10 protein-coding genes are annotated in these 13,270 nt (G+C 64.3%); 4 read left to right on the top strand and 6 right to left on the bottom strand.

The genetic code is table 11. From position 1 onward, the window contains the following. The first annotated feature begins 85 nt into the window (after positions 1–85). The 4 genes from DSC91_RS33475 to DSC91_RS33460 are packed head-to-tail and all read left to right on the top strand — an operon-like array spanning position 86 to position 5,164. On the top strand, positions 86–1,636 hold the full coding sequence (locus DSC91_RS33475; protein ID WP_115782778.1) for an MBOAT family O-acyltransferase: 1,551 nt from the start codon (positions 86–88) through the stop codon (positions 1,634–1,636). Positions 1,637–1,639: 3 nt separating this feature from the next. Continuing rightward, positions 1,640–2,575, top strand: coding sequence for a hypothetical protein (locus tag DSC91_RS33470; protein WP_115782777.1), 936 nt, complete (start codon positions 1,640–1,642; stop codon positions 2,573–2,575). Positions 2,576–2,596: 21 nt separating this feature from the next. Next, entirely contained in the window at positions 2,597–3,688 is a 1,092-nt protein-coding gene (locus tag DSC91_RS33465; protein ID WP_115782776.1) for an acyltransferase family protein, read from the top strand. A gap of 15 nt (positions 3,689–3,703) precedes the next feature. Continuing rightward, positions 3,704–5,164, top strand: coding sequence for a flippase (locus DSC91_RS33460; protein ID WP_115782775.1), 1,461 nt, complete (start codon positions 3,704–3,706; stop codon positions 5,162–5,164). 73 nt (positions 5,165–5,237) lie between these two features. Here the strand turns inward: DSC91_RS33460 and DSC91_RS33455 are convergent, their stop codons facing one another. From DSC91_RS33455 to DSC91_RS33430, 6 genes are read right to left on the bottom strand one after another with little or no spacing between them, the layout of a single operon-like run. Continuing rightward, positions 5,238–6,395 (bottom strand): glycosyltransferase family 4 protein, encoded by a 1,158-nt coding sequence (locus DSC91_RS33455; protein WP_115782774.1) that lies wholly within the window; start codon positions 6,393–6,395, stop codon positions 5,238–5,240. A 26-nt stretch (positions 6,396–6,421) separates the two neighbouring features. Beyond that, positions 6,422–7,402 carry a glycosyltransferase family 2 protein gene (locus DSC91_RS33450; RefSeq protein WP_115782773.1) on the bottom strand — a complete coding sequence of 327 codons (981 nt, stop codon included), beginning with the start codon at positions 7,400–7,402 and terminating at the stop codon, positions 6,422–6,424. Beyond that, a complete protein-coding gene (locus tag DSC91_RS33445; protein ID WP_115782772.1) occupies positions 7,399–8,526 on the bottom strand; it encodes a glycosyltransferase family 4 protein in 1,128 nt (375 codons plus the stop codon). Before DSC91_RS33445 ends, DSC91_RS33450 begins: the two co-directional genes overlap by 4 nt. A gap of 12 nt (positions 8,527–8,538) precedes the next feature. After that, positions 8,539–10,917, bottom strand: coding sequence for an NHL repeat-containing protein (locus DSC91_RS33440; RefSeq protein WP_115782771.1), 2,379 nt, complete (start codon positions 10,915–10,917; stop codon positions 8,539–8,541). 15 nt (positions 10,918–10,932) lie between these two features. Further along, positions 10,933–12,090: a glycosyltransferase family 4 protein gene (locus tag DSC91_RS33435; RefSeq protein ID WP_115782770.1), complete on the bottom strand. Its 1,158-nt coding sequence runs from the start codon at positions 12,088–12,090 to the stop codon at positions 10,933–10,935. Further along, positions 12,084–13,262 (bottom strand): glycosyltransferase family 4 protein, encoded by a 1,179-nt coding sequence (locus tag DSC91_RS33430; RefSeq protein WP_115783600.1) that lies wholly within the window; start codon positions 13,260–13,262, stop codon positions 12,084–12,086. Before DSC91_RS33430 ends, DSC91_RS33435 begins: the two co-directional genes overlap by 7 nt. Between the last annotated feature and the right edge of the window lie 8 nt (positions 13,263–13,270).

Raw genomic sequence — 13,270 nt, 5'->3', positions numbered from 1 at the left:
CATTCAAAGCCTGTCTTGGCGCACCATCTGGGGCAACGTCCACCGTGCCGCGAGCCGTGGCCCAGTCACCGAGTGCGAGTCGAACATGCTCTTCAACAGCTTCGAATTTCTGTTCGCCTTCCTGCCCATCGTCCTGGTCGTTTTCTTTGCGATCGGGCGTTACAGCCGCTTACTCGCCGCCGGCTGGCTTGCGCTCGCGTCGCTGTTCTTCTATGGCTGGTGGAATCCGCATTTCGTCCTGCTATTGATGCTTTCGGTCAGCGGCAACTATCTGGCCGGCCGCGAACTGTCGCGATGCCACCATACTCAGGGCGGCAAGCGGCTGCTCGCGCTGGCGATCGCGTGCAATCTCAGCGTGCTGGCGCTCTACAAGTACAGCAACTTCTTCATCGCCACCGTCGACCAGACCGTGGGCGTGCATCTCAGCGCACTGGATATCGTGCTGCCGCTAGGCATTTCGTTCTTCACGTTCACGCAGATTGCGTTTCTCGTCGATGCATACCGCGGCATCGCGACCGAATTCAACTTCGTCCACTACACACTATTCGTCACGTATTTTCCGCATCTGATCGCGGGACCGGTGCTGCATCACAAGGAAATGATGCCGCAGTTCGCAAATCGCGACTGCTACCGGATCGTACCCGCCAACGTCGCCACCGGCGTGCTGTTTCTGACGATCGGCCTCGCGAAAAAAATCCTGCTCGCCGATAACCTGAGCCCCTACGTATCGCCGGTTTTCGATGCGGCCCACCATGGTGTCCCGCTGAATCTGTTCGCCGCCTGGACCGGCGCGCTCGCCTACACGTTTCAGCTTTACTTCGATTTTTCCGGCTACACGGACATGGCGATCGGCATCTCGCGAATGTTTAATATCGTCTTGCCGCTCAATTTCAATTCGCCCTACAAATCGGCCAATATCGTCGAATTCTGGCGGCGCTGGCATATGACGCTATCGCGTTTCCTGCGCGACTACCTGTACATTCCGCTCGGCGGCAACCGCGACGGCGCCGCGTACCGCTATCTGAACCTGATGATCACGATGCTGCTCGGCGGTCTGTGGCACGGCGCGAACTGGACCTTCGTGATCTGGGGCGGTCTGCACGGGTTGTTTCTGTGCATCAACCACGCATGGCGCTTCGCCATGGGCGAGAGGCGGGTTCAGTGGGAAACGCGCACACGCTATCGCGTGCTGAGCACGGTCCTGACGTCTCTCGCCGTCATGCTTGCGTGGGTGTTCTTCCGTGCACCGTCGTTTCATGCGGCCTTCGATGTGCTCGCCGGCATGACCGGTTTGCACGGCATCGTGTTGCCCGCGCAACTGCAGCCCTTCGTCGCGAAGCTGAGCGGACACTATGCGTCGCTCCTGCAATTCGATGAACCGTGGCGCGCGCTGAAGCCCTACGGCATCGCCGAAGCAAAGAAATGTGTGCTGTTGCTGGTCGCGAGCGCGGCCATTGTCTGGGGCTGTCCGAACTCGCAGCAGATCGTCGCGCGTCTCGCGCAACCCGGCGGCACGCTGCCGGCTCGTCCGGCGCGTTCGCTCGCGTTGGCAAGCGGGCTCGGTTGCGGGGTGACGTTCATCTTCTGCCTGCTGTTTCTTGCCCGCAAAGCCGAATTTCTCTACTTCCAATTCTGAATCATGAACGCCCGCACCTTCTTCACCGGCTTCTGCATTCCGATCGTGCTGTTCGTGGCAGCGATCGCCGCGTCGTTTGCGGCAGGCGTGCGCATTCCCGCCCCACGCCTCTCCTCAAGCGAAGCGTTCAACGAAAAGAGCGCATGGCTGCGCGAACGGCTCATGCCGACGAATTGCGATGTGCTGGTGATCGGTTCGTCGGTTGCCCTGAACGACATGGACGACCAGCAATTGGCGCACGGCCTGAAGGCCTCGAACATCATCAACGCCGCGTCGTGGGGCTTGAACATCGAAGACCTGCCGACGTTCTACGCGCATCTGTCGCAACGCTGCAAATTCCGCACGGTGATTCTCGCGACGACCTATGTCGATTTTGAAGATCACTGGGAAAAAGACATCGACTGGCAAGCATTCGAACGCTATCTGTCCGGTGCGCAGCTCGAACCCTATATCCAGTCGCCGGATCTGTACTACTACACGCGCCGCGTCACGGCGGGATGGCACGACCGGGACCATCCCGGCAATGTCGATTCACTCGACTTCGATCACGGCGGATCCGTGCTGCTGTCGTGCGCCAAACACGATCTCACCGACGAACGCGTCTATGGGTACCGCACCCATCCGATCTCCAGCCTGCGTCCGGCCGCGTATGCCGCCCTTGCCCAGCTCGCCGGGCAGATCAGGCAGGACGGCGCGCGCTTCATCATCGTCTCGACACCGGTAGAGGCGGTCGCACGCGCGCAATTCGGCACGACACTGAAGGCGTTCTGGCAGCCGATCGAAAAATTCGCGCAGACGCGCAACATTGAATTCGTCTACGGACAGACGGAACTGGCGCTCGCCGACACCTCGTTCGTCGACTACCTGCATCTGAACCGCTGCGGCGCGGAAGCTTTTACGCGCTGGTTCGTCCATTCGCTGTCGGTGACAGCGGCCTGAAGCGCCCCTTGAGGACTTGCGATGAACCCACGCAATCTGGTCATGCCGCCCGGCGCATTCCGTCTCGCGCTCGCGTGCACTGTCTTTGTCAGTCACGTGTTGCCACTCGCGCTCGGCGCAGCCGCCGTCTACCTGTTCTTCGCGCTGAGCGGCTACTGGATCTATCAGATGTGGCATAGCGAGTACGCGTCGCTCGACCGTCCCTACACGACGTTCCTCGTGTCGCGCGTCTGGCGACTGTTCCCGGCGTTCTACGCAACACTGGCGGTGCTTGCGCTGTGCGTGCATCCGCTCGGCTGGCTGGCGTTCCAGTTGCCCAACGACTGGTCGCCGGCTTCGCTCAATTTCTACGTATCGCATCTGGTTCTGCTCGGCTATGCCCAGCTCAGCGCGCCTGCCAATGTGGTGCCGACGGTGTGGTCGCTCGATATCGAGTTGCAGTTCTATCTGTTCGCCCCGCTCGCCATCTGGCTGCTCGATCGCACGACGCATCGCTCGACAGGCCGTCTCGCGCTATACGGCTTCGCGGCTGCGGGCCTCGCGGTGCTCTTCACGATCTACGGTCTGCGTCCGACAACCGGCACGCTGCCGCTTTATCTCGGGTTCTTCCTGTGCGGTCTGCTGACGGCCCGTCATGGCTGGCGCCCGGCCCGCGGTCAGGCGCGGGCCAGCCTGCTGGGCGCCGCGCTGCTGCTGTCCGGCTGCATCGCGCTGCCGCACGCACGCGAATTCTTCCTGTGGGGCAGCTTTTCCGGTCCGCTTAGCCAGTACAACGCGCAGGCTAACGGCCTGCTCGCGCTACTACTCGTTCCCTATGCGATGGCGACCGTGCGGCGAGCGGGCACACGCTCCGACCGGACGCTCGGCAATCTGTCCTATGAGGTCTATCTCGTCCATGGCGCGGCCCTGCCGATCTTCCTGCAACATTGCCTGCATCTGTCGCGCGCCGCGCGGATGCCGTGGATTGTGCTGATGATCGCCGCCGTAGCCGCGCTATCCTGGCTCATCTATCGCTACGTCGACGAGCCGTCCGAACGACTCAGGCGCGCGTTCGTCAAGGCGCAGCCGAGGCGTGCCGCGTCCGCGCCACCCGCAGCGCCCAGCACGGCCTGACTGCAAAGCAAAGCCATGGAAAAAAACATTCTGAAGAACATCGCGATCAACTTCGCGGGCTCGATCGTTCCGACCTTCATCTCGCTCGCGACCGTACCGGCTTACCTGCATCTGATGGGCGTCGAGCGGTATGGCGTCATCAACCTGGTGTGGGCGCTGATCGGCTACTTCAGCGTGCTCGATCTGGGCATCAGTCTCGCGACCGAAAATCAGATTGCCAAAGTGCGCGATGCCGACGACGGGTCAGTCGAGCGGATTTTCTGGAGCGCGTGCGCGCTGAATCTCGCCACCGGGATAGTCGGCGGCCTGATCGTGTACTTCGGCGCGTTTCTGTATATCGCACACGGCGTGAAGATCGAGCCGGCGTTCCAGCGCGAAGTGATGGCGAGCCTGCCATGGATCGCGATCTCGGTGCCGCTCGCGAATGTGTCGTGGGTCTTCGCCGGCGCGATCACGGCGGTCGAGCGCTTCGCCAGCTACAACACCAACCAGACGATCGGCACGATCCTTTTCCAGGTATTGCCGCTGGTGGCGATCTACTGTTTTTCGCCCTCGCTGGCGGTGGTGATTCCGGCTGCGGTAGGCGCGCGGCTGATCGCCGCCGTCCTGCTCGGCATCGCGACCTGGCGGGCGTTGAAGCTCAGGCGGGTGGGCAAGCCGGAATGGCGGGCGGTTGCCGACCTGTTTCGCTATGGCCGCTGGCTGCTGCTGTTTTCCGGCGCCGGCATCGTTTCGCAGACGCTGGATCGCGTACTGGTCGGCTCGCTGCTAGGCGCGCGCTTCGTCGCGTACTATGCCACGCCGCAAAATCTGGTGAGCCGCCTGAACATCTTGCCGGGCGCGATGCTGCGCACACTGTTTCCGCGTCTGTCGGCGTCGTCGCGAGAAAACGCCGATCAGCTGGCGCGCGGCGCTCTGGCGTTTCTGAACGGTGCGTTCACGCCGTGCGTGATCGTCGCGCTGTTCGCGCTGGAACCATTCCTGACGATCTGGCTCGGCGCGTCGATGGCGACAGCCTGTGCGCCGGTCGGCCGCATTCTCATCGTCGGCGTGTGGCTTGCGGGTCAATCGAGCATTCTCGGCATTCTGATTCAGGCGCAGGGGAATCCCGCCGACGTCGCGCGCGTGAGCTGGATTCAGTTGCCGGTGTTCGTCGGTGCGTTATGGCTGGCGATTCACACGTTCGGCATCGTGGGCGCCGCTACCGTCGTCGTGATCAAAGCGCTGTTCGACTATGCGGCGTTTCTGTATTTCTCGCGGCTGCATGCGTTGGCGATCGTCGCCAATATGCTGGCTCATCTGTCGTTTCTTGTTGTGGCGGGCGTGCTCGCCGCGTCGATCGTCGCACTGCCGGTGCTGATTGCGGCCGCCATCGTGCTGGCAGCCGCGAACCTCGGCTGGTCGTTGCATGTGTCGAGTGAACTGCGCGCGATGGTGCGCAAGGTGTGGACGCGGTTGTCGGTGTTCGCCGGTTAAGCGACGCCGCGACGGTCAGCCGCGCGGCCGACGCTGCAACGTCGGCGCAGCGCGCGGATAGCCGTTATGCCGGTTATGCCGCAACCGGCGCGGCACGCCGTCGTAGACGCGACGCGTAGAGCAACTCGAAGCGATCCGCGACGTTCGCCCATGAATAGTCGAGCGCGGTTTCCCGCGCGCGCCGCTGCAGCACGGCCCAGTACGCGGGGTCGTCGAGGAGCGACTGGATGGCGGCGCCGAGCGCCGTTGCGTCGCCGGGTGGCACGATCACGCCGTTGTCGCCATTGCGCACATAAGCACGCAGGCCGCCAATATTCGACACCACCGGTACGAGCCCGCACGCCATCGCTTCGAGCGGCGAGAGCGGAAATCCTTCGTAGATCGACGGAAACGCGAGAATGTGACACGGTGCAAGCAGTTCGGGCAGCTTTGCGTTGTCGAAAGCCGGCACCACCGTGATCCGCTCGCGCGCGCTTTCTGGAAAGCGCGCGAGCGTCTGCTCGGCGGACTCGCCGGTGCCGAGCAATGTGAGTGTGACGCCGCCGTTGCGCTCGAACAGCGCGGCAACGGCCGTCGCCAGCGTATCGATGCCTTTCCAGTAGTTGGCGCGGCCGATAAATGCAAGATTCAGCGGGACCACCGCTTCTGTCCTCGCTTCATTCAGCGCCGTCCGCGCGATCGACGTGAACGTCTCGTCGATCCCGTTGTCGATCCTGACCACCCGCGTTTCGCCAAAGCGCAGTTTCGATACGGCGAACGTGCACTCGGTATCGTTGAGCAGCATCGCAACGTCTGCCCACTCGAACGACTTCGTGCATTCCCATAGCCGCAGTCCACCATAGTAGAAGCGGTATTTCCATGATTTTTCCACATTGCCGGTGCGCCAGGCTTCGAGAAACGCCTCGTGCACCACAGGCTCCATGCCATGGCTGCGGGTCACCGACAACTGCAGCCGCCGCCATCCGCACGCGCGCCTTGCGAGGTTGATCAGCCAGCCGTCTCCCGACGACATGTCGAGCACGTCGTACTCGGAATGCGCAAGCACATGACCCAGCACGATCCACGGAAACAGCATCGTGCGCCCGAGGCCGCCGATGACTTTCACGTCGTCATGCGAAAAAATCCGTACGGTATGGCCGCGCGCGCGCAACGCCTCGGCGAGTTTGACGGTCACACCGGGCGCGCCCGCGTTGCGGCTCAGATTGTGGTGAATCGTGAACAGGATATTCATCGCCTGGCAGAATAGAAAAGTTAGTTTTATTGGGCCGTGGTCGCCCGCCGTACATTCGACAGTCTGACAATCGGCAGCAGCGACGAAAGCGCGCGGCGCTTCGCGAGATAAAGCGTCAGGTGGACGAAATACAGCGTGATGAACACGAGGTACTTCGGCAGACTCGGATCGATCACGCGGTAGCGCTTCACCCCCACGTAGAGCCGCGCCGCTTCGCAATACAGCTGATAGCGCGACATGCCATACCGGCGAGGCGTGCACTCGATCACGCCGCCGCCAGGCAGCGTGTCGCGGGTGCGCAGCGTGGGCAACAGCTCGATCGAGTAGCCGTTCTTGAGCGCGCGCAGCGACAGTTCGGCATCTTCGATGCCGAAGAAAATGTTCTCGTCCCAGCCGTTGCGCTCGAAGAGCGCTAACGGGAACACGGCCGCATGAATGTTGACGCACTGCGGCTCGTCGGCGGCGGTGAAATAGCCCGCAAACGACAGTTTCAGCGGATAACATTCGGGATGTTCCTCACCACTCGACGAACCGCCCGTCAGCATCACCTTGTGACGACGCTCAGGCGGCAACGCGGCGAGATGGGCCCGCGCGACGGCAAAGAAATCAGCGGCGATCTGCACGTCATCGTCGACGAACGACACATACTCGCATTGCGGCGCGTGGGCGAGGCAATGGCGCACCGCGTTGTTGCGATTCGCGCATACGCCGCGCCGCGGGCCCTCCAGCCAGATAGCGCCCGGATGCTGCGCGACAACGGCCGCATTGGCCGCGCGCATCGCAAGCTCCGGCGAGTCGTCGCTGACGACAATGCACGCGGCAGCCGGCACGCAATGCGAGAGGCTGTCGAGGCACGCCGCGAGCGTTTCGGTGCGATTCATCGTCGTCACGCAGACGGCGAAAGCGGCGAAGATGGGTTCCGCGCTTCGGGCGCCGTCTTGCACGTTGCCGTCTTGCACGCTGCTGGCATCGGCAGCCGGCGTTGCGGGTTGCACGATCGCGCTCATCGTATAACTCCGTCAGGCGACGCGACGCGCCGCGCTTCTGTCAGCACGTGGCATTGCGGGCGGCATGCGTCGAGCGTCTGTTCGTAGATCGACAGATACGCATCGCATACGTGCTCCACATGGAAGGTCTCAAGGTTGCGCCGCGCCCGTGCGGCCAACGTGGCGTGGGCGATCTGGTCTGTCAGTAGCAGCTCGATCGCGTCGGCCAGCGCGTGCGGGGTCGATGGCGGCACAAGCAGGCCGGCCTCGCCGTCGTCGAGCATTTCCGGATTGCCGTCAACACGGGTGGCCACGATCGCGCAGCCCGCCTCGCGTGCCTCGCACAGCACGAGACCGCCGGGTTCCTTATGCGAGGCCAGCACGAACACATCCGCCTCGGCCAGATGCGCGCGCGGATTCGCAACGAAGCCCGTGAAATGCGCGCGATGCGCAATGCCCAGTTCCTGCGCCAGCGCCTCCATGCCGGCGCGATCCGGCCCCTCGCCGACGAGATACAACGCCGCCGACGGAACCCGTTCGCACAACTGCGCGAACGCGCGCAGCAAATCCTGAATCCCCTTGCGTTCGTACATGCCGGCCACGGTCACGATGCTCGGGCGAGTCAGCCGCGGGGAAGCAGGTATCGGCACGCCGGCGAAGCGCGGCGTGCCGATGGTGCCGTTGCGCACCACCGACAGACGTTCCTGCGGCACTCCGCGCACCGCCATCGACGCCGCCACCGACTTGCTGACCGCCACGACGCGATCGCCGAAGCGCATCAGCGAGGCGCTCTTCTGGAATTCGTTATGCACAGTCGTGACCAGCACATAGCGCCGCCGCACGGCGCCGAAGCGCGCGATCAACGCTCCCGTCATCATGTGCGCGTGCACCACATCCGGATCGCACTGCGCGAGCAAGCGGTTGAAGCCCGCCAGCATCGACGGCACCCGCCACGGCTGGCGCGATTGCGGCAGCAACACATGACGCACGCCGTGCTGTTCGAGCAAGGCCTCAAAACCGCCGCCCGACGAAGCGACCGTCACCTCATGACCGGCCTTCGCCTGCATGCAGGCGAGGTCGACCATCATGTTGACGATGCCGTTGCCGACGTTCTGCGCGTGATTGGCAAGGTGGACGATTTTCATATCGATGCGAGCTCAGTTGTGATTGATCGAGGTGCTCGTCAGCGCGCGGGCCGCAGGCTTGAAGCGGTACATCAGCGCCTTGCCATGCGCGTCTTCTTCGACGAACACGAGGTATTCGCCGCTCGCAAGCCGGTGCGCGGTAATCGGCATCGCCGAATCGATCCAGCCGCTGGCCGCGCCGACTTCGGGACCCGGTTTCAGGCGCCCCGCTTCGCGCCCGGTGTCGCGCTCGTAGACGCGCACGACGGCGGTCTCGGTTTCGACGCCGAAGAGATAGTCGCCGGCGACGGCAAAGCCGTTCAACGATAGGGCCGTGGGCGGCCCTTCGTCGGGCAGCTCGATCGCGTAACGCAACGTCGGCTTGCCGCTGGTCCAGTGGTCGTAGCGCGCGAGCAACGAGCCGGCGCCATTCCAGTTGTATTCGACGAACGGATGCTCGCGGGTCGAACCGGAGATGAACATCGTGTCGTCGGCGGGAAAGTAGTTCAGGCGCGCGATCCGGTTAAAAGGCGCGGGCATCGCGTAGCGCTGCATCGCCGCGTATCGGTAGACCGGATTGCCGATGCGGTCGAATCCTTGCAGCGGAAAGCGGCGAATGCCTTGCGATTGGGTGCCCTGCCAGATCGCGCCCGCGCTGTCGACCCACCAGCCGGACATCGGCGGCCCATCGTCTCGCGCCATGTCCTGATCGAAGTCGCTCGCGGCGAAGCGGCCCTGGCCCGCCGTATCACGCCAGATCCATCCGCCATGGGGCGGCTGGTTGGGCGGCCATGCGCCGTCGACATGCGACGGCGTGACAAAGCCCGACGGAATCGCTGTCTCCCGGTCGGCCGCGAAACGATAGATGCGCAGCCAGGTGCCGTTCATGTCGACGGTGTAAAGCAGGCGCCGTCCGTCGATATCGCGCACGAGCGGCATGCCACGCTGTCCCTGCCGCAGATTGAGGAACGGGTCATACGGATAGCGGAAACGGTCGACGGTATAGCCGGCATACGACCATTCCTGCCCGGTCGGACGAGACAGGTCGAGCGTGAAGCGTTTGGTGCCGCTATACACGGACGGCGGATCGCCGTCGACGAACTGCGCGCCATCGACGAACAGCAGCCCTTGCAGGCTGAAACGCCGCTTGCCGTCGGGCGTATAGCTCTCGATCAGCGCGCCATCGGTGTTGCCCGGGCCGGGCACGAAGCCGCGCGGTCCCGCACCGTTCATCGACACGTACACATTGCCCGCGCCATCGACACCCACACCCGTCAGCCCATTGAAGCGCAACGGTCCCGGCGCGCCGGCACGGCCCGCGTAGATACCGCCTGCTTCGCCCAGAGTGGCTGACAACTGCATGGAAGCCTCCTCGTGTGTGGCGTTGGCGGCGCTCGGCGCAGCGCCTGCGGGCGCGGGCGGCATGGCGGTGAAGATCAGGATCTGCTGGCGCGGACCGTTGTCGGCGACCAGCAGCCGGCCGCGCGAATCCAGCGTCAGGTCGGCCGGCTCGGCGCCGGGCGGCAAGCTCAGCATGCCCAGCAGCGCGCCATTGCGTGCATGGTGAGCGACGCGTCGAGCGCCGTCTGTGCGGCTGCGCTCAATGATCCACAGCGTGCCATCGGGTGCGACGGCGATCCGCCCCGGCTCGCGCACCGGAAAGTTGCCGACGGGCTGCATCGAACGCACATCGAAGATCTCGACGCGGTTATCGTGCTGATTCGACACGTAGAGCCGGGTCGAATCCACGGCGAGACCACGTATTGCGTAGTCCTCGGCACTCGACGACTGGGTAATCACACGGAACGCGAGGGGACTGCCGGGCCAATCCACCTCGCCTTCGAACGGCGCGCCCTCGCGAAAGTCGGCACGGCGGCGGCGCGACACGCCGTACCACACGACCCCTTCGGGCGGCAGATGCTTTTGCGCCGCCATCCCGTTGCCCAGACTCACGACCAGTTGTGCTGCGAACACATAGTCGCCGTTCACGGCGATCGCGTCGCCGCCCAGCATTCCCCAGCCGTGCGATTGCCCACCGTGGCCGATCAATTGTCCGTTGCGGTAGTGGCCGATCTCACCGCCGCCTTCATCCCACGGCGCATTCGTGTACACGTCGCCTTCCGGCGTGACGGCGAGCGCCTGCACGTCGATCTGTACCCAACGTTGATTGGCGTAGCCCCACGTGTTGCCGATCCACGACGTGCGATAGGACAGCGACGGGAGAGCGGCGACGGAGACCGGTGCGGGGTTCGCGCCGGCGCCGGTGGCGCTCCCCGACGCCGCTTGCGCAAATACCGCCGGGCCGAGCGCGGCCTCACCCGACCCGAGTGCAGCATAAAACGCCAGCACCGGCAGCAACACCGCGCCCGCGCAAGCGATCCGTTCGAACGTTCGTCGGGCGTTGCGTCGCATGAGCGCCTCGCGCCGTCAGAACGCGTCTATCGCTTCGCGATAGATCCGCGCGACCTGCGCCGCCACCACCGGATGATCGAAGTGCGCCCGCGCATAATTCCGGCAAGCTTGCGCATCGGGCAATACGTGCGTCCCCAGCAAGGCATCGGCTATGCCGCCGCCAAGCGCCTGAAATCCGCCCGACGCGAGCACCAGATCGGGCGACAGCGGCTCAACCGCTTCCGGCAAGCCACCCACTGGCGTAACCAGCACGGGCGTGCCGGCAGCGAGCGATTCGATCGTCGTCAGTCCGAAGCCCTCGAGCGCCACGGTCGGCACCACCGTCACGTCCGACGCGCAATACCACAGCGGCAACACAGCGTCGGCCACGAAACCGGCAAGCTGCACATGCCGCTCCAGTCCCCGCGCGACGATGCGGGCATGCAACTGCGGCTCAAGCGGCCCTTTCCCGGCAATCGTCAGCAGTACGTCAGGTACGGCCTGCTTGACCACGAACATCGCGTCGATCAGGTCTTCGAGTCCCATGCGCGACACCAGCCGCCGGACGCAGAACAGCAAGGGCCGGTCTTGCGGCAAGCCAAGGCGCTTGCGCGCCTGCCGTTTGCTGAGGCGCGTATTGAAACGGTCGACGTCGACGCAGCCGGGCACCACGCGAATATCGTCCTCGCGCACACCGTACCGGGTGCGCAGAATGTCGGCGAACGCATGCGACAGTACGATATGACGCGTTCCGCCTCGATACACGATGCGTTCGAGCGCATGACGTGTCACGCGTGACAGCCGCCCGCGACCTTCCATTCCCGACTCCGAGGCCCACGGTCCATGAAAATGCACGACTCTGGGCACACCGCTGAACACGCCCACGGTCGGCGCGGCATAGAGCGCGAAATGCGTGGCGACAACATCGGGCATGCGCGCGTCCCTGAGCTTGCGCGACTGCGCGCGCGCATGCCACAGACGTCGGCCGAGCTGCGCGTTTGCCGGTGCGAAAGCGTGCACGCGGCCGCCCGACGCCTCGAACACGCCGGGCGTGCCGGCAACCAGCCCGCGCACACTGACGCCTTGTGCAGGCAGAGACTCGATCAACGCCAGGAACATACGGTCAAGCCCGCCCGGCCGTTCGTCGAACCAATGCATGCCGATCTGCAGCGAGTCGATCGATGCGCTCATGATTCCGCCGATACCGTGGCGCGTGGGGTCGCCATCGCGCTCGCCGCACGTCGTGCGGCGAGCCGTTCATAGAGTGACAGGTAGCGGCTCGCCATCGCCTGCCAACTGAGCGTTCCAGCCAGTTCGCGCGCGGCGAGCCCCATCTGCCGCGCACGTGCGCGATCGTCGGCAAGGCGCATGATCGCCGCGGCTAGAGCGACGCCGTCGTCCGGATGCTCGAGTACGATGCCGCAGTCGGGTGCGATCACTTCGGCACCACCCGCCGTCCGTACGGTGACAACCGGCAACGCCGCCGCCAGCGCCTCGAGCAGTACCAGCCCCAATGGCTCGTAGCGCGACGGAAACACAAACGCATCGACCGAACGCATCAGCGCGGGCATATCCTTGACCAGATCGGTAAAGTGCACACGTTGCTCGAGTCCGAGCGACGCAGCCAGCGCGGGATACGGACTGTTGCGCAGAATCCCGGCAACCACCAGATGCACATGCGCGGGCGTCGCGGCGAGTGCCCGCAACACCGTGTCGAGATTCTTGCGCGACACGCGCAGATCGCCGGCGAACAACAGCATGAACGGCGCTTGCGGCAAGCCGAAACGCTCGCGCTGCGACGCACCGGGCGCAAATTCATCGATATCGACGCCGTTGTAGATCACCTGAAGCCGCGCTGTGTCGATACCGAGCGAGCGCACCTCGGCGCCGATTTTCTCCGATACCGGCACGACGACGTCGGCATGCCGGAACGCCCACTTTTCACAGCGTGCGTTGAGCCACGTGTAGACGACCTGATACGCGTGATACGGGCCATGGAAGAAACGGAACGGATAGAAGCCGCAGCGGTACCAGCCGTCGTGTACGAAGTGAACCGCGTTCACGTCGGCGCGGGCCCATGCAATGAAACCGTTCACATGGATCACATCGAACGCCTGTCGGTGCGCGCGGATCCACGCACCGCTACGCCACGCGAAAACCTGATACTGGATCAGGCGCGTCGGCAGCCGGCTCTCGCCGATCTTCACGAACCGCGCACGGGGATGATTCACCAACTCCGGCGCGGCGCGCGATGCGAGCAGCGTCACCGCATGTCCGGCCGCGAGCGCCGCGCGGGCAATTTCGTAGTTGACGCGCCCCTGGCCGTCATTCTTCGTTACCTGGTGCGTCACGATCAGTATGCGCATCGGGTTGC

This window comes from Paraburkholderia caffeinilytica (assembly GCF_003368325.1).
GTDB classification, from domain to species: Bacteria; Pseudomonadota; Gammaproteobacteria; order Burkholderiales; family Burkholderiaceae; genus Paraburkholderia; species Paraburkholderia caffeinilytica.
Note: the sequence above shows the minus strand (reverse complement) of the source record. Positions and strands in the feature narration are given on the sequence as shown.

Coding starts and splice junctions, on each gene's coding strand:
- DSC91_RS33475 (WP_115782778.1), top strand. CDS start 86: ATGCTCTTCAACAGCTTCGAATTTCTGTTCGCCTTCCTGCCCATCGTC.
- DSC91_RS33470 (WP_115782777.1), top strand. CDS start 1,640: ATGAACGCCCGCACCTTCTTCACCGGCTTCTGCATTCCGATCGTGCTG.
- DSC91_RS33465 (WP_115782776.1), top strand. CDS start 2,597: ATGAACCCACGCAATCTGGTCATGCCGCCCGGCGCATTCCGTCTCGCG.
- DSC91_RS33460 (WP_115782775.1), top strand. CDS start 3,704: ATGGAAAAAAACATTCTGAAGAACATCGCGATCAACTTCGCGGGCTCG.
- DSC91_RS33455 (WP_115782774.1), bottom strand. CDS start 6,395: ATGAATATCCTGTTCACGATTCACCACAATCTGAGCCGCAACGCGGGC.
- DSC91_RS33450 (WP_115782773.1), bottom strand. CDS start 7,402: ATGAGCGCGATCGTGCAACCCGCAACGCCGGCTGCCGATGCCAGCAGC.
- DSC91_RS33445 (WP_115782772.1), bottom strand. CDS start 8,526: ATGAAAATCGTCCACCTTGCCAATCACGCGCAGAACGTCGGCAACGGC.
- DSC91_RS33440 (WP_115782771.1), bottom strand. CDS start 10,917: ATGCGACGCAACGCCCGACGAACGTTCGAACGGATCGCTTGCGCGGGC.
- DSC91_RS33430 (WP_115783600.1), bottom strand. CDS start 13,262: ATGCGCATACTGATCGTGACGCACCAGGTAACGAAGAATGACGGCCAG.